This window comes from Hymenobacter tenuis, from assembly GCF_054780495.1.
In genome coordinates this window covers 1,415,960-1,433,120 of the sequence record NZ_BAAGWF010000001.1, presented here as the reverse complement: position 1 = coordinate 1,433,120, position 17,161 = coordinate 1,415,960, and the positions used below count along the sequence as shown (strand labels likewise).

12 protein-coding genes are annotated in these 17,161 nt (G+C 56.4%); 10 read left to right on the top strand and 2 right to left on the bottom strand.

The annotated features are described in order from the left end of the window. Positions 1 to 75 precede the first annotated feature (75 nt). From ACYVGU_RS06125 to ACYVGU_RS06115, 3 genes are all read left to right on the top strand, one after another. The gene (locus tag ACYVGU_RS06125) at positions 76 to 942 is read left to right on the top strand and encodes a carboxypeptidase-like regulatory domain-containing protein (RefSeq protein ID WP_460621323.1); all 867 of its coding nucleotides are present in this window, start codon (positions 76 to 78) and stop codon (positions 940 to 942) included. A 133-nt stretch (positions 943 to 1,075) separates the two neighbouring features. After that, on the top strand, positions 1,076 to 1,429 hold the full coding sequence (locus tag ACYVGU_RS06120) for a hypothetical protein (RefSeq protein ID WP_460621322.1): 354 nt from the start codon (positions 1,076 to 1,078) through the stop codon (positions 1,427 to 1,429). A gap of 160 nt (positions 1,430 to 1,589) precedes the next feature. Beyond that, a complete protein-coding gene (locus ACYVGU_RS06115) occupies positions 1,590 to 2,444 on the top strand; it encodes a carboxypeptidase-like regulatory domain-containing protein (RefSeq protein WP_460621321.1) in 855 nt (284 codons plus the stop codon). Between the two features lie 20 nt (positions 2,445 to 2,464). Here the strand turns inward: ACYVGU_RS06115 and ACYVGU_RS06110 are convergent, their stop codons facing one another. Then, on the bottom strand, positions 2,465 to 3,235 hold the full coding sequence (locus tag ACYVGU_RS06110) for a hypothetical protein (RefSeq protein WP_460621320.1): 771 nt from the start codon (positions 3,233 to 3,235) through the stop codon (positions 2,465 to 2,467). 145 nt (positions 3,236 to 3,380) lie between these two features. On the opposite strand from ACYVGU_RS06110, the gene ACYVGU_RS06105 reads away from it, so the two are divergent. The 3 genes from ACYVGU_RS06105 (at position 3,381) to ACYVGU_RS06095 (ending at position 10,840) form a co-directional block, all read left to right on the top strand. Continuing rightward, the gene (locus tag ACYVGU_RS06105; protein WP_460621319.1) at positions 3,381 to 6,857 is read left to right on the top strand and encodes a methylmalonyl-CoA mutase family protein; all 3,477 of its coding nucleotides are present in this window, start codon (positions 3,381 to 3,383) and stop codon (positions 6,855 to 6,857) included. A 174-nt stretch (positions 6,858 to 7,031) separates the two neighbouring features. Next, on the top strand, positions 7,032 to 8,831 hold the full coding sequence (locus ACYVGU_RS06100) for a peptidoglycan D,D-transpeptidase FtsI family protein (protein ID WP_460621318.1): 1,800 nt from the start codon (positions 7,032 to 7,034) through the stop codon (positions 8,829 to 8,831). Between the two features lie 179 nt (positions 8,832 to 9,010). Continuing rightward, on the top strand, positions 9,011 to 10,840 hold the full coding sequence (locus ACYVGU_RS06095) for a peptidoglycan D,D-transpeptidase FtsI family protein (protein ID WP_460621317.1): 1,830 nt from the start codon (positions 9,011 to 9,013) through the stop codon (positions 10,838 to 10,840). A gap of 92 nt (positions 10,841 to 10,932) precedes the next feature. Here ACYVGU_RS06095 and ACYVGU_RS06090 read toward each other — a convergent pair whose 3' ends face one another. After that, positions 10,933 to 11,439, bottom strand: coding sequence for a hypothetical protein (locus ACYVGU_RS06090; protein WP_460621316.1), 507 nt, complete (start codon positions 11,437 to 11,439; stop codon positions 10,933 to 10,935). Positions 11,440 to 11,605: 166 nt separating this feature from the next. Here ACYVGU_RS06090 and ACYVGU_RS06085 point away from each other — a divergent pair, with 166 nt between their 5' ends. From ACYVGU_RS06085 to ACYVGU_RS06070, 4 genes are all read left to right on the top strand, one after another. Beyond that, entirely contained in the window at positions 11,606 to 12,562 is a 957-nt protein-coding gene (locus ACYVGU_RS06085) for a hypothetical protein (protein ID WP_460621315.1), read from the top strand. A gap of 900 nt (positions 12,563 to 13,462) precedes the next feature. Next, positions 13,463 to 14,338, top strand: a complete 876-nt coding sequence (locus ACYVGU_RS06080) for an aldo/keto reductase (RefSeq protein WP_460621314.1) — start codon at positions 13,463 to 13,465, stop codon at positions 14,336 to 14,338. A 486-nt stretch (positions 14,339 to 14,824) separates the two neighbouring features. Next, entirely contained in the window at positions 14,825 to 15,892 is a 1,068-nt protein-coding gene (locus ACYVGU_RS06075) for an OmpA family protein (RefSeq protein WP_460621313.1), read from the top strand. Positions 15,893 to 16,328: 436 nt separating this feature from the next. Next, positions 16,329 to 16,952 (top strand): T9SS type A sorting domain-containing protein, encoded by a 624-nt coding sequence (locus ACYVGU_RS06070; protein ID WP_460621312.1) that lies wholly within the window; start codon positions 16,329 to 16,331, stop codon positions 16,950 to 16,952. Positions 16,953 to 17,161 lie beyond the last annotated feature (209 nt).

Sequence of the window (17,161 nt, the reverse complement as noted above, 5' to 3'; positions counted from 1 at the left end):
GAGGTAGTGCAACCGTAGGGAAAGGGCGTGTGCTCTTGTGGGCAGTTAGCCGAATTCCTCTTCCCTACTTCACTTATGCGTTTTCTATCCTGGGGGTTAGTGCCCGTCCTGTTGCTGCCGCTGCTTTCCGCCACGCCCCAGCAAGCTCCTATTACCGTGCTCGATGCCACTACTAAGGGCCCCGTGCCCTATGCCTCCGTTGGTATTCAGCACAAGTCCATTGGTACCATAGCCGATGCCCTAGGTCATTTTTCAGCTGAAGTGCTAGCCGCCGCGGCTCCCACCGATACACTGGTGGTAAGCTGTGTGGGGTACCAGCCCCGGAAGCTGCTGGCGGGGCAACTAAGCCAGTTCCCCGACATTCAGCTTACACCGCTGGCAACCCAACTTGCCGAAGTAGCCATCCGGCACGGTAAGCTGCATCCCAAAGTACTAGGCCGCGAGGCTACCGGAGGTATGGCCTACCTCAGCACGGGAGCAGTGAAGGATAGTGTATCCCGTAATAAACGAGGCCGGGAAGTCGGCACCTTTTTAACCCCGTCGGATAACTGCTTTGTTGATGAGTTTGCCCTGTACGTGGCACATAATACCTTCCGCTTCGTACGCTTTCGGCTGATGCTGTACGACGTAAAAGATGGACGTCCCACTACCCTGCTCTCCAACCAAGACATGCAGTTTGTGGTAGGCGACCAAGTGACGGGCTGGGTGAATGTAGACCTGCGTCCTTTTAATCTGCACCTGAAAAAACACCAGAAGATTGCCCTTGCCCTCCAATGGCTCGACAACGATGAACCCATGGGGCCAGGCAAGTACCTGAGTATACCCGCTGCATTTCCAGCGCCCTTGCACCGCACCTACACCCGCGACAAAAGCGAGGCAACGTGGCAATCATTTCCTGTAAACCCCAGCATGCAGCTGCGCGTGCAGGCCTACACAGACTAGAAAGGTGTGGCCACGGTTTACGCTTGGGAGAGACCTAGTAAAAAAGCTGAACCTTAACGGAACGCGAGCAGGAGCGTAAACTCCTGGGTGGCTGATTTGCACTAGCCCTTCCATCTACCCAAACCCTCCCCTCATGAGCCTGCAACTGAATCCCGAAGCCGCGAAGTTTGCCAAACAACTAATCCAGGATGGCAAACTCAAAAACGACCAAGGCCACTGGGGCCAGCACAACCCCGATACCAGCCAGGAAAACAAGTTTCTGGAAAAGCACGAAATAGCCGAGTACGGCCAGTGGCACCTGGGCCTCGATAAAAGCAAAGGCGAAGACACCAAAGGCCGCTACCACTTTCCCTACGGCGACTTCAAAACCGTACACCGCGACGGTCTGATTGCGGCCAAAGAACGCGCCGCCCAGCAAGGCTACTCCGATATTGAAAAAGCCGCCGATGAGCTATTGCAAGCGCTGGAGCAAAAGGCGGCCAAGTAATTACTTCTGACGTAAAATACCCTGACACCTGGGCCGCTGGCAAGCAGCCCGGGTGTTTTTCTTGTGTTTGTAGCTTCCGTTCTATTCCATGCCTAGTACCGCGCTAGTTGAGGTAGCAGCAACCTACCCCGCTGGCGTTGCGCTGTGCTTTCCTTCCTGAATGCGTCTTACCCTCCTCCTTTTCCTGCTCGTCCTCTGCCTGGCGAGCAACAGCCTGCACGCCCAAACGCTCATTATTGAGGGCCGCGTTCTAAACTCCAGCACCGGCGAGCCAGTACCATTTGCCACCCTGGGCGTGCCCGGCCGCAGCATCGGCACCGTTGCCGATGAGCAGGGCCGCTACCTACTGCGTCTTACTAGCCTAACCGATACCCTGATTGTATCCAGCGTTGGCTTTACGCGGGAGGTGGTGCTGCCGGCAGCATTGGCTTCCGGCAAGCGCGAGTTCCGACTTACTCCACTGGAGCAAGCGTTGCGCGAGGTAACCGTACAGCACCGCCGCGTGCACCCAGGGTTACTAGGCCGCAACAAGGCTAAAGGCGACATTTTCTGGATGGGCGGCTCCAGCGGCAAGGAGACTGTAGATGACGAATGGGGCTGGGAATTCGGCACGCTGCTCAAACCCACCAAGCGCACGTACCTCGAAGAATTCCACGTATTTCTATCGGCAAATACCTACGAACAGCTCCGCTTCCGCCTGAACCTCTATGCCGTCGAGCAGGGCCGCCCGGGCCGCCTGCTGGTTTCGCAGGATATCCAGCTCCTGTGCACCAACAAGCAGCGCGGCTGGCTTACCCTCGACTTACGCCCCTATGAGCTGCAGCTAGAGGCGCAGCCGGTAATTGCTACCATTCAGTGGCTGCAAAGCGAAAAAACCAACCCCGAAGACAAGTACTTCTCCATCCCCGTCACGCGCCAACCCAAGCAAGTGGTAGTAGAGCGCGAAAACAGCGAAGCCGCCTGGACCATCCACGCCATGCAGCCCAGCCTGTATTTTACGGTGATGACTGAATAGCCTTGGCGCTAGGCTACTATTCAACTCGCTTCAGTTATCTCGCTAAAGCTGCTATGACTATTATACTTCTGGTTTAAGGCCCACATATAACCTGCCCGCACTACCAGCACTAGATACAGAAACAGCAAAACTACGGGGATGGTCAGATGGTCGCCGTCAAGGACAACTATTATGGCGTACCAACCCACCAATACCAACCCAATACCACAAAGGACTTCGGTCAAAATAGCTCGCCCAGTGTAAACGGATGGTACTTCAAACAACTGCCCACTCAGCTTAGCCGGTCGTAAAACCAGCAGCAATACGAGGTTGAGCACCGGCCAGCATGCAAGCAAGCCTACCGTGCCATACATGACCGGAATGGCAATGGAATCGGCAAAGGGTGGAAAGTCTCCCCGGACAGCTCGGTAGTGGTAGTACCAAAGCAGGTCCGCAAAAAGAACAACCCATCCAGCGTTGAGCCATATAAAGAATTGCCGCTTGCTTGGAACGCCCAGCTGCCGCAGTTGCGTAACGGTTCGTAAACGTTTACCAATAACAAATGCTAGTAGAGTGAGGCTAGCTACAGCAATGCCCGATCCGACATCTAATAGCTCATTTCGATTGGTGCGTAGCGCATTCTCATTCTTATAAAAAGCGGCCTTCATTTCCTGATATGAACCAAGCTGGTGATAGTGCGAGAACACCTCCTGTATGGTTTTACCGTTTTTATAAACCGGCATCTGGCTTGCGTATAACCATATAGCGGCGCCTAGAAGTGCGAAACCAAATAATCCCGTTCGTAGATTCATAACTAATAGCAGATCTAAGGTTGGCCGAATATATAGGCAACCTTTGCCTTTTCTACGACAGGTCATCAGCTAAAAGCCCCGGACTACTGCGCCGGGGCTTTTTTCGTACCTTCGCTACCCCAAATTCCACCCAAAACCCCGCGCTATGTCAGTAGCTCCTGTAGCTCCGTATAAGCCCCAGAACCATATCCGCATAGTGACGGCGGCTGCCCTGTTTGATGGGCATGACGCTGCCATTAACATTATGCGCCGCATCATCCAGAGCAGCGGCGCCGAGGTAATTCACCTAGGCCACAACCGCTCGGTGCAGGAAATCGTGGACTGCGCCATTCAAGAAGACGCCCAGGCCATTGCCATTACCTCCTACCAAGGCGGCCACAACGAGTACTTCAAGTACATGCACGACCTGCTGAAGGAGCGCGGCGCGGGGCACGTGAAAATCTTTGGCGGCGGCGGTGGCGTAATTCTGCCCACCGAAATTGAGGACTTGGAGGCCTACGGCATCACCCGCATCTACTCCCCCGACCACGGCCGCGCCATGGGCCTGCAGGGTATGATTAATGACTTGCTCCAGAAATCGGACTTCCCTACGGGCCAGAACCTCAACGGTGAGGCCGGACATGTGAAGGAAAAAGATGCCCGCAGCATTGGCCGCCTGATTTCTGCCGCCGAGAACTTCCCCCAGGAGTTTGAGCGCGTGAAAGGCCAGCTGATTGCCGACTTTCAGAAATCGGAGTTTGGCTCTGACCAGCGCATCAATGCCGCATCTTCGGAGCCGCGGAAAGCGCCTATTCTGGGTATCACGGGTACGGGTGGTGCGGGTAAGTCGAGCCTGGTAGATGAGCTAGTGCGCCGCTTCCTGCTCGACTTCCCGGAGAAGACCATTGCCATCATATCCGTTGACCCCAGCAAGCGCAAAACTGGTGGCGCCTTGCTCGGCGACCGGATTCGGATGAACTCCATCAACTCGCCGCGCGTGTACATGCGCAGCCTTGCTACGCGCCAGAGCAACCTCGCCCTGAGCCGCTACGTGCAGGATGCCGTGGATGTAGTACGCGCCGCCGACTTCGACCTGATCATCCTCGAAACCTCGGGCATCGGCCAGTCTGACACTGAAATCATTGAGCACTCTGATGCCAGCCTGTATGTGATGACGCCCGAGTACGGCGCCGCCACCCAGCTGGAGAAAATCGACATGCTCGATTTCGCCGACGTCATTGCCCTCAACAAGTTTGATAAGCGCGGCGCTCTTGATGCCCTGCGCGACGTGCGCAAGCAGTACCAGCGCAACCATCAGCTCTGGGAAAAGCCTCTGGATGAAATGCCTGTGTTTGGCACCATCGCCTCGCAGTTCAACGACCCTGGCATGAACCGCCTCTACCGGGCCGTACTAGCTACCGTAGAAGCGAAAACCGGCGTACCTTTTGCCTCGCACCTAGAAACGACCACCGAGGACTCGGAGAAGATTTATATCATTCCGCCCCACCGCACGCGTTACCTTTCTGAAATAGCCGAAACCAACCGCCAATATGATCAGTGGGTCCAAAAACAGTCTGACACAGCGCAGCAACTCTACGGCATCCAGCAAGCCATCGGAGCCGTCCATAGTCTCGGGAACAACGCCGCTGGAGGACATGGCACCGGGAACGGCAGCCACGGATCCGAATCAGGAGGGCTCGTGGCCGGCCTGGAGAGCACCTTCGAGGAGATCAAGCTCCGGCTGGACGGCCAAAACTGGAAACTCCTGGAAACCTGGCCGCAAAAGGTAGCCGCCTACAAAGCCCCCGAGTTCATCTTTAAGGTGCGCGACAAGGAAATCCGCATCCAGACGCACACCACCAGTCTTTCTAACCAGCAGATTCCCAAAGTAAGCCTCCCCCGCTACACTGCGTGGGGCGACTTATTGCGTTGGCAGCTGCAGGAAAACGTGCCCGGTGAGTTCCCTTACACTGCGGGCGTATTCCCGTTCAAGCGCGAAGGCGAAGACCCGACTCGCATGTTCGCGGGCGAAGGCGGACCCGAGCGCACGAACCGCCGCTTCCACTACGTATCGGCAGGCCTACCGGCCAAGCGCCTGAGCACGGCCTTCGACTCCGTAACGCTCTACGGCGAAGACCCCGACCACCGGCCCGACATTTACGGCAAAATCGGTAACGCCGGCGTGAGCATCGCTTGCCTCGATGACGCCAAGAAGCTGTACTCCGGCTTCAATCTGGCCAACCCGACCACTTCGGTGTCGATGACCATTAACGGTCCGGCCGCTACACTGGCTGCCTTTTTCATGAACGCGGCCATCGATCAGCAGTGCGAGCTCTACATCAAGGAGAATGGCCTGGAGGAAGAAGTAAACCAGAAAATCGAGGCTATCTATAAGGACAAAGGCGTGACGCGCCCCAGCTACCAGGGCGAGCTGCCCGCCGGCAACGATGGCCTAGGCCTGATGCTGCTCGGCGTAACCGGCGACCAGGTACTACCCCCCGATGTGTATCAAACCATCAAGGTACGCACGCTCAGCCAGGTGCGTGGCACCGTGCAGGCCGATATCCTGAAGGAAGATCAGGCCCAGAACACTTGCATCTTCTCTACGGAGTTTGCCCTGCGCCTCATGGGCGACGTGCAGGAATACTTCATCAAGGAGAAGGTTCGCAACTTCTACTCGGTGTCTATTTCCGGCTACCACATTGCCGAGGCCGGCGCCAACCCCATTACCCAGCTGGCCCTTACGCTCAGCAATGGCTTCACCTTTGTGGAGTACTACGTGAGCCGGGGCATGGACGTGAACGACTTCGCTCCTAACCTATCGTTCTTCTTCTCCAACGGCATCGACCCGGAGTACGCCGTAATTGGCCGCGTGGCGCGCCGCATCTGGGCCAAGGCTATGAAGCTGAAGTACGGCGCCAACGCCCGCTCGCAGATGTTGAAATACCACATCCAGACCAGCGGCCGGAGCCTGCACGCCCAGGAAATCGACTTCAACGATATCCGCACTACGCTGCAGGCCTTGTACGCCATCTACGACAACTGCAACTCCCTGCACACCAATGCCTACGATGAAGCCATTACCACGCCCACCGAGGAATCGGTGCGCCGGGCCATGGCCATCCAGCTTATCATCAACCGCGAGCTTGGCTTGGCCAAGAACGAAAATCCGCTGCAAGGCTCCTTCATCATCGAAGAGCTGACGGACCTAGTAGAGGAAGCCGTACTATTGGAGTTTGACCGCATCACGGAGCGCGGCGGCGTGCTCGGGGCCATGGAAACCATGTACCAGCGCGGCAAGATTCAGGAGGAAAGCATGCACTACGAGATGCTCAAGCACACGGGCGAGTATCCCATCATTGGGGTAAACACCTTCCTTTCCTCAAAAGGCTCGCCCACGGTCATTCCGGCTGAGGTCATCCGGGCCACAGAGGAGGAAAAGCAGTTCCAAATCACGATGCTCCAGAACCTGCATGCCCGCAACCAAGGCACCGCCGAGCAGCGCCTGAAGCAGTTGCAACAAGTAGCCATTGCCAACGGCAACCTCTTCGAGGAGCTGATGGAAACCGTGAAGTTCTGCTCCCTAGGCCAGGTTACCAATGCACTGTTTGAGGTAGGCGGCCAGTACCGCCGGAATATGTAATTGGCTGGCTTATGCTAGTGCAAAAGGGTGCTACCTCGCTGGGGTAGCACCCTTTTGCCTTTTTGTTGAGGGCATAATGTGTGGAATGACTTTTTGGGCCAACACATCTAGCAAGTAGGCAATTGCGTAAAGCCCCCCGAATACGCGTGGCTTTACCTGTTTGCACTTTGGAGAATGAGTCTACTAACAATCCTTTTGGTGCTGGTCACCTTTTCATCACCTCAAGAGCAAACTGAAATACCGGCTCAGGCTCCCGACTCGACAACCCTCTATACCAAGCGACGCATAGTACTGCCTGAGGTGCCCCAGCGCGGCCGTATTCTCGACCGCCGCGACTCAGTATTAGTAGCCACTCGCCCACAGTACCTCCTCAAACTGCCACGCCGTCCGCCGCTCGATACCCTCGCGCTAGGCCAGTTGCTGGGTTGGGGCCCCACTACCATGAGCAAGCGCATTGCCGATGCCCTGCCGTATGAGGAAGCACCGGCTGGCTATCCGGTACAGCTACGGCTTACAGCCGCTGAAGCGGCGCGTGTACGCCGCAAGAGCCGCGAATGGCCTACCCTCACCCTCACGGAAAGCCGCCAGCGTGCCTATACCACCAGCGTGGGCGCCCACGTGCTGGGCTACTCAAGTGCCGAGGCCGAGGCTTTCTATTCCCAGGCAAAGCGCTACCGTCGGGGTCGTTTCTACCAGCTGCGCAATGGAGGCATTGAGGGGTACTATAATGGCATACTCAATGGGCGCCGAGGGGTACTACACCCCCTAGTAGATGAACAGGGCCAAACGCAGGGCAATTGGGCCCCTGACACTGCTTTTCAGCAAGGTCAGGATATATACCTAACCCTTGACGTGAAGCTACAGGCCTATGCCGAACAACTACTAGGTCGACGCAAAGGCTACCTGGTAGCCCTCGACCCGCGCACCGGCGAAATCCTGGCCTACGTATCGGCGCCCCTATACAAGCCCGCCACCATTACGGCGCCCGATTTAGCTGGGGTGCGCGCCAAGCTCCTGCAACAGGAAGGCATGCCGTTGATTAACCGTCCGGCCATGCGCGCCAACCCACCCGGCTCGGTGTTTAAGCTGGTGAATGCCGCCGTGGCCTTGCAACTAGGCTCTATCAGCCCCACTACCGGTTTCCGCTGCGACCAGAAGCTTGTCAGCTGTGTGCATCGCCACCCCGCACCTAGTAACCTAACCGCCGGGCTGAAGTACAGCTGCAACCCCTACTTTTATCAGGTAATGGGGAGACTCATCAACCACGTGCCAGATAGTCTAGTGCAGGATACGGTAAGCGCCCGCCATGCCAACCTGGCCCGGTGGCGGCGCTATGTTCGCTCATTTGGGCTAGACTCAGTGCTGGGTGTAGATGTGCCGCGCGAGGCTCCGGGCTTCCTCCCCACTCCTGAGTATTACGACAAGGCCCGAGGCACCACTCGCTGGACGTACCGCTCCATTTACTCGCTCAGCATTGGACAGGGCGAAATCAACCTTACGGGCCTGCAAATGGCTAATATGGTGGCCATCATTGCCAACCGGGGCTGGTATTACACCCCCCACCTGGTGCGAAACGTTGGGTACGGCGGGCCACTGCCTCGCTTTACCGAAAAACGGTACACCCTTATTGATAGCACTCATTTCGCGGCCCTCATACCCGGCATGGTAGCTGTGATGCAGAAAGGCGGAACCGCTGATGCTTCTAGTCTGGAAGACGTGGGCATTACGGTGGCTGGCAAAACCGGCACCGTAGAAAATGACGAAGGTGATGACCATGCCGCCTTTGTGGGCTTTGCGCCGGCCGATAATCCTCAAATTGCCGTGGCGGTATATATCGAGAATGGCGGATTTGGAGCTGACGCTGCTGCACCTTGTGCTGCCTTGGTAATAGAGAAACATCTACGCGGCAGCATTGCGCCCAAGCGCAAACGATGGGAAGCGCGCATTCTGAGCCGGGCCCGGCATGGGTATTAAGAAGCTAAAAGAAACTCAATCGACTGGCTGGGGCATGGCATTTTACCTACAGAGAAGCCAAACATCAGCCTCGCAGCAGCTTGTGTCAGTTCCTGTTGCAAGGGTATAAACGTAGCTGCCTTGCATTCGTGCACTGTTATGAGCGCCGCCAACTTCTGGCAATTGTTTAGCTTTACCCCATGCGCTTGGCTTTCAATTTGTGGGGAAAATGTTCACTTGCCCTGCTCGTAGGCCTAGCCGCCTGCTCCTCTCCTACCCAACAACCTGACGTACCCACCAAAGATCCTAAAACGGGTGAGGTATACTCGCGGCAACGCGTTGTTGTGGATGATTCGCTTATCCGGGGCCGCATCCTCGACCGCTACGACTCCGTGTTGGTAGATACCCGCTCTGTATTTCTGCTAAAGCTGCCACGCCGTCCACCGCTCGATACTCTGGCCCTAGGCCTGTTGCTGGGCTGGGATTCCACAACGGTTCGGCAGCGTATTGCAGATGCGTTGCCCTATGAGGAAGCACCGGCCGGATACCCCGTTCAGCTCCGTGTAACTGCGGCCGAAGCTAAGCGCGTGCGCCGCGACAGCGCCGATTGGCCTATGCTTCTAGTAACAGAGCGCCGCCAGCGCGTGTATACTGCTGCCGCGGGGGCGCCGGTGTTGGGGTACAGAAACAGCGAGGCACAGGCATTCTACCGCCAGGCCAAACGCTACCGACGCGGCCGCTTCTATAGGCTGCGCAACGGCGGAGTGGAAACCTACTACAACGGTCTGCTCAACGGTCGGCACGGCTACCTGCATCCGTTGGTAGATGCCAAAGGCATACAGCACGGCACGTGGGCCAAGGATACTACCTTTCAGCAAGGCCAGGACCTGCACCTGACTCTGGATGTCAAGCTACAGGCTTACGCCGAAAAGCTGCTGGGCGGCCGCAAGGGCTACCTGATAGCCCTGGACCCGCGCACCGGCGAAATCCTGGCCTACGTATCGGCACCGGTGTACGATCCGGCCACCATTATAGCGCCCGACCAGGCTGGTGTGCGGGCTAAATTGCTGGAACACGAGGATATGCCGCTGCTGAACCGCCCGGCCATGCTGGCCAATCCGCCGGGCTCCGTGTTTAAGCTGGTGAATGCCGCCGTGGCCTTGCAGCTAGGTACCATTACGCCTGAATCCGCCTTTCGCTGCGACCAGTCCTTGGTGAGTTGTGTGCATGACCACCGCCCGGGCAAAAACCTGACGGCAGGCCTCAAATACAGCTGCAATCCGTACTTCTACCAAGTGATGCAAAGCTTTATTAACCGCATGCCCGACAGCGTGGCGGTGGTAGATACGGTAGCCGCTCGCCACGCCAACCTGGCCCAGTGGCGGCGCTACGCCCGCTCGTTTGGGCTGGACTCAGTGCTGGGCGTAGATGTGCCGCGCGAGGCTCCGGGCTTCTTGCCTACCCCGGCGTATTACGACAAGGCCCGCAGCACCACTCGCTGGACGTACCGCTCCATCTACTCGCTCAGCATCGGACAGGGCGAAATCAACCTGACGGGCCTGCAAATGGCTAATATGGCCGCCATTATTGCCAACCGGGGCTGGTACTATACCCCCCACCTGGTGCGCAGCGTCGGGGACGGCGGGCCACTGCCGCGCTTTACCGAAAAACGGTACACCCTTATTGATAGCGCTCATTTTGCGGCCCTGGTACCCGGCATGGTAGCTGTAATGCAGAAGGGCGGCACCGCTGATGCCTCCAGCCTCGCCGATGTGGGCATTACAGTGGCGGGCAAAACCGGCACCGTGGAAAACGATGAAGGTGATGACCACGCTGCCTTCGTGGGCTTTGCCCCAGCCAGTAACCCTAAAATAGCGGTAGCAGTGTACATCGAAAATGCAGGCTTTGGGGCCACTGCCGCTGCACCCTGCGCCGTAATGGTGATGGAAAAGTACCTGCGCGGCAGCATCGCGCCCAAGCGCAAACGGTGGGAAAAGCGCATCCAGAACCGCGCCCGACGTGAGCAGTGAAGTGCCCACCCATAGTTTGTAGGCTTACGGTATAAAACAACGCCCGCTTTCTGCGAACAGAGAAGCGGGCGTTGTCAGGTAAAAAAAGCTGTTTACTTTACCTGGGCGGTGGTGGCTTTCTGCCGGCGGGCTTCCTCCTGCTGATAAAGGGCTAGTTCCTTGCGGTAAGGGGCATAATTCCACTCTCGCCGCGCCGCTACGGCAGTATGCTCAGCTGCTATAATAGCTGCAGTCTGCTCCACTGTGAGAAATGAGGTAGTTGAATCTGCCAGCAATGCTGAGCGGCGCTCCTCCAGCAAGGTTTCCAAGGCCTGTATCTCGGCCCCGCCAGCACCTTTAAACGTGGTTGCATCCGTGCGCTTGTATGGAATCGTCTGGCCACGGTAAGACAAGGCAGTTACTCCGCGACCTAGTGCGGGAGTTGCGGTAGCCTCGGTGGGCGCTTTCTTGTCAAGGGCAGCAGCTTTAGCAGGCTTTTTCTTGTGCCTGGCGGCTAAGGTAACGGCAGCACTAGCAGCCCGGGCCCCATAAATAAAGCCCATCTGGGCCTGGGCTTTAACACCTGCAACAAGGAGAAAAAGGGTAAAAATGTATTTCATATAAAAAAAGTATGGTGATGAAGCGGCAAGCTACTCACAAGAAGGCACTGCGCTAAGCCTAAGGGGGAATCACATCTATCAATTTGTGCTTACCATCTCTATTACAAATTATCTATATAGCTTGCCGCAAGTTTCCTCCTATTCTTTCTACACTTATTACCACACTATGCAAATCAGACATCGTCTTGCCTTCCTTGTGATGCCAGCGGCTGCCTTGCTACTGGCGGCTGCCTCCTCTCCGGCCCCTGTGGGCGCGCTGCCTGCCACTTTTACCCAAGGCATCATTACCACTAGGGTATCATTGCCGGGCAACCCCTTTGATAAGCTACTCAGTCAGATTGACCCAGCTAAGGGCAATGTGCAGGCGCAAATGCAGCAACTAGCTATGCGCATGACGCCGGCTGAACAGCAGCAGTTTCAGGCCGAGGCCGCAAAGCTTGACCCGGCCATGGCAATGGGGGCCATGATGTTACCCCGCAAAGGCACTATTTACCTGCGGGGCCAGGAAGCACGCGTCAGTACCGATGGCTTGTCGTACCATCTGGAAAACTACTTCGACGGGGCCAAAAATAGCGGAATACTGCTTCTGGCAGCTCAGGCCAGCCCGGAGCAGGTGGCGTATAGCTACAATGCTGCTACTCTGAAAAAAAGCTGGCAAACCATTGTGGTAACGGAAGAAGATTACACCCTGAAAACCACCACCGAAACCAGCCTGGTAGCCGGCTACCCCAGCCTGAAAACCACCTACACCCTGAAACCTGGAGCCGCCACTTCGGCAACAAATAAGCCGGGGGCTACGAGCCAAAAGCCGGTTGCTCTGGACGTCTGGACCTCGGCCCAGATTCCGCAAATGCTGAATTTTGCCCACCCCGTGTATGTCAAGGAAAAGCATGGCATTACAAAGCTGATTGTGTATTTCGATAAGGAGCGCAAGCAGCGGATGCTATATGAGTTTGCCAGCGTGCAGCTCAAACCCGTGACCCCACAAGACCTCCAGATCAAAGCCACAACCCCCATCCTCGACTACGCCAAAGACGAAATGCAAATCGGGATGAAGTCGTTGGCCATTATGCTGGGCGGCGGCGGTATGCAGCAGTCGGAAGCGGCAACCGACGAAGACTAGCACATACGTCTCATGCCCTTGCGGCCACGGCCCGCTTCTTACCTAGGAGCGGGCCGTGGTATGTATACCCTATTCATTCGATGGCCTTTGCACTCTCCCGTAGCTAGCACTGGGGTACCCCACTCTATCTTGACATTGACCTAAGCCTGCGCTTACCTGCTGGAGTGGATATATGACCTATATTTCAGCTTCTCTAAGAAGCTTTTCTATTGACCCTACCACTACTTGCTCGTATGCGTTTTTCCTTTGTTGTTGGGTTTGCCCTGCTAGGCAGCCTAGCGGCTTGTAGCCGTGCACCATACGCTGTGTTGCCTGCTACTTCGGCCGTCCACCAACCCGTAGCTACAGTTGCCACTCCTGTTGCTCCTACTTCAATTTCAGGGCTCTCCGCTACTACTAGCCCAACAGCTGCTCCTGAGAGGGCCAAGACGACCACCCGTCCTGCTGCTAGCCATCGGCTACGCCAACCGGTTCTGCCCAAAGTGAAGGCCTTTGCTCGTTTGGCAGCTCCACTGCGACAACTAGCGCTACGTCCGTTACGGCCCCAGCCCACCAATATAACAGCTACTCAACGTGTCTCCTCGCCTAGCTCATCAGTACTAGCAGCCTTGGGGCTTATTGTGGCTGTTTCTGCAGGAGTTGCATTTCTTATAAATGCATTGTTAGGAGCGAGTGCGCTCATGCTTTCAGTGTTAGTTCTCCTTTTCATCGGGGGCATACTCCTAGCCTACAGTCAATTCCGAAAGAAGTAGCCCGTGTGTTTTCAGGAGCATTGAAGACGTGTGCATACGGTATTGCTTCTTTTTCATTAGCGCTGGCTGAAGAAGACTTGGCGGCGGTTTGGTTAACAGTAATACCTAGCAGCTTCTCGCTCGTTACCCTATCCTTATTCCTTCCCTCATGGTTACTACCCTCACTATTGCCCCCAACTCTGCTCAGCCTCTCACCGTCAATCGGTTGGGTTATGGCACCATGCGCCTGACGGGCCCGGATATTTGGGGCGAACCGGCCAACCGCTCCGAAGCGCTACAAATTCTGCGAACGGCGGTTGAGCTGGGCGTGAACTTCCTGGATACCGCCGACTACTACGGCGAGGACGTCACGAACCGGCTGATTGTAGAAGCCCTGCACCCGTACTCCCAGGACCTGGTGATTTGCACGAAGGTAGGCGCCACCCGCCGCCCCGATAAAAGCTGGGTGCCCTATAACCGGCCCGAAAACCTGCGGGCCAGCATTGAAAACAACCTGCGCACCCTGAAGTTAGAACAAATTCAGCTGGTGCACCTGCGCCTGATGGGCCACGGCCCGGTGCCGCTGGCCGAGCAGCTGGGCGCCATGTTCGAGATGCAACAGCAGGGCCTGATTCAACACGTAGGCCTGAGCAACGTAACCCGCCAGGAGTTGGAGGCCGGACTGCAGCTAGGCGAAATTGCCAGCGTAGAAAACATGTACAGCTACGCCCAGCGCACCACAGTGCAACTGCCGCACGGGGCCAACCCCGGCGGCGAGGAAGTGCTGGACATCTGCGAGCAGCGCGGCATACCGCTTATTCCGTTTTTCTCCCTCATTCACGGCCTGCCCAAGGCGGGCAATAAGCTGGCGGAAATAGCCCGGAAGCACAACGCCACAGAAGCCCAACTTAATATTGCCTGGCTGCTGCACCGCTCCCCCTGGATATTGCCCATTCCGGGCACTTCTTCGTTGGCGCACCTGCGGGAAAACCTGCAGGCCGCCAATATCCGGCTGAGCACCGAGGATATGGCGGACTTGGGATAAAGCCCTTTCACTTTCCTGGGCTGTGCGGACAGCAAACGAAAATGGTCCTGCTGAAAAGCACGTCATGCTGCGCTAACTGAAGCATCTCGCGTGCTGATGGTGAGGTATCATTTCAACAATTCAAGCAAGATGCTTCGACTCCGCTCAGCATGACCGTTGCTAGGCCGCTATTCGCAAGCAAGACGCTTCAGCTAGTGCAGCATGACGTGCTTTTCAGCAGGACGTTCTTTTTAACTTCAGGAGAGCTTTACAGTCTACACCCTGGCTATGGCAACAATTCGCCGCTTATCCACCGGCTTGTTTTGTAGGGTAGGATAGTAGCTACAGCCGGTTTGCGACGGTTACGGACCTAGCCTTTTTTGCACTGCAACAACTGTCCTTCAGCTTCGTTTTGGTTTGAAACCGATGAAAGCGTCCATTAAATTACCGGCCTGTTTTGCTATGTCGACCTGGATTTCAGCCAGTAACCTATCCTTACGTAGCCACATGAAACGCATCCTATGGATTAGTATGGTGGCCTTGCTAATGGCGGGGCCAGTGCGGGCACAATCTCTGGCAGGCATCTGGCAAGGCGTAGAAACCGACACCGGCGAACCGGGTGAGACGTGGCCGGCCGTGCTCCGGTTGCAGAAAAGTGGCGGCGCGGGCTTGTTTGGAGTGCTGTATCAGGAAGTGGGCGGACAGCCGGCCGTTACGGTCACGTTTCAGGTGAAGGGCACCCAAACGGCTACCAGCCTGCGGCTCGAGCATCAGCAGAAGCTCAGCGAAACCGGGCGCACTCCCGGCTCTTATTGGTGCGAAGGATTCATTACGTTCACCTATGATCCAGCCCTGGAGAAGCTGACTGGCCGCGCTACGTACCAACCCATCGGCGACTGCGACAAAGGCACCTTTACGTTTTACCGCATCAAGCTGAAATCGGCAGCTACGGTACCTGCGGGCACCGAAAGCACCATTCGGGTATCGGGCCGCAACGTGCTGTGGTTTGCTGACGCGGAGTTGAAACAGCCCGTGAACACAGGCAACACGTTCCGGACCAAGCTCAGCAAAACCACTACCTTCTATCTGACGCAAAGCTTCTACCCTACCAGTCAGAGCTCAGCGGTGCCCATTACCATTAAGGTTACCGGGGCCTCTCCTCCCAAGCCCAAACCGGCCAGACCGGCTCCCGCCCCGTCCCAGCCCGATACAGCACGGCAGCAAGCACCAGCGCCCATTCTGGCTCCTACACCGGTCGTACTGCCCACCGTCTTGTTTAAGCTCGGAACGCCTGAACTGTTGCCCGAAGGCATTCCGGCTCTTGACCAGCTTGCTGCGGAGCTGAAAGCGCGCCCTACGCTGAAACTGCGCATCGCCGGCCATACCGATAAGATTGGGGAGCCTGAGAAAAACCAACTGCTCTCGGAGCAACGCGCGGAAGCCGTGAAAGCCTACCTCGTAAAAGCCGGTATTGCAGCCGAACGCCTCAGTACCATCGGCTACGGCGATTCGCGCCCGCTTCACCCCTCGCCCGATGCCCGCAACCGACGCGTGGAAGTAGCGCAGGTTGAGTAGCAGTTTGATTTTTTACTAGCCTAGTCCGCGGCGGTCTGTACTACAGGCCGCCGTTTTCGGTATGTCTGGTCTCGGCCTTAATGAACACTTTAGGTTTTTGGCGGGGCTAGTCGGCAGATGCCTGGTAACGCTCTACCCAGCACCCTGCACGCGTTCTGTCAACTGGTTGGCCACATTTCATTGATATATAACAGTAGGCCACCTCCTTTTCCGGACGAGAACATAGTATTCATTTTCACTAGGCAACCAATCAGCTGCTTGCTCCGAGTAGTACACCAAAGCATCTGCATGTGGCTTGGCCTTTCATACGGCTAAGGACTAGCCCCTGCAAGCGGAACTATGTATTCGGTGCGGCAGACTCTCCTGCTGCGTTACACTCACCTGCATGAGCGGGAATCGATGTCGAGGTACTGTTTCACTTTACTACCGCAAGAAGATGAAGACTTTTACGCTCATTCTGATTGGGCTGGCGCTGCTCTTTATGGGCGTTTCGGCACAAGCCGCCACTGTAATTATCAAGGTTGGGGACAATTTTTACGACCCCATTCTGGTAACTATTCAGCCCGGTGACGTAGTTACGTGGCAATACGAGGGCGGAAGCGCCACTCACCCAACCGCCTCCGATAATGCTGCGTGGCCCACGTTCACCATCAACACGGCCACGCCAACCAAATCCATCACATTTTCTACGGCCGGCTCATTCCCGTATCACTGCACCTTCCATGGGGGGCCAGGCGTGGGCATGTACGGCCGAATTACGGTAGCCACCGTTACCCCCGTGCGCGCTGCTGATTTGGCCGCGGAAGCATTTCGCTGCTACCCCAATCCGGCCCGCGAGCAGGTAACGGTGCAGCTAAAAGAAGAATTGGGCTCTTCGCCGAAATCGATTCAGGTGTTTGATGTGCGCGGCACCCTAGTACGCCGGATGGATGTGCGCGCGGTGCTACCCAAGCAGGAGCTTTCCATGGACGTAACCGATTTGCCCGGCGGCTTTTACCTCTACTGCCTCATCATGAACAATGCGGTTGTAGCGCGGCAACGGCTAGCGGTAACACACTGACATACAGAACTATTCAAACTAAACTGCAGTGGATAGGTATTTCAGCGGCAGATGCTTTTGGGGTCAACTGGAAAGCGCCTACGGTAGGTTGCTGAACTGGACACCAGCTAGAGTTTGGTATGCACCCGCCAATTTACTGGGCATCGGAGTGGTTTAAAGTGGGCAGAAGACAGGGACAACCGAAGCTATAGCAACTAGAAAAATGCTTG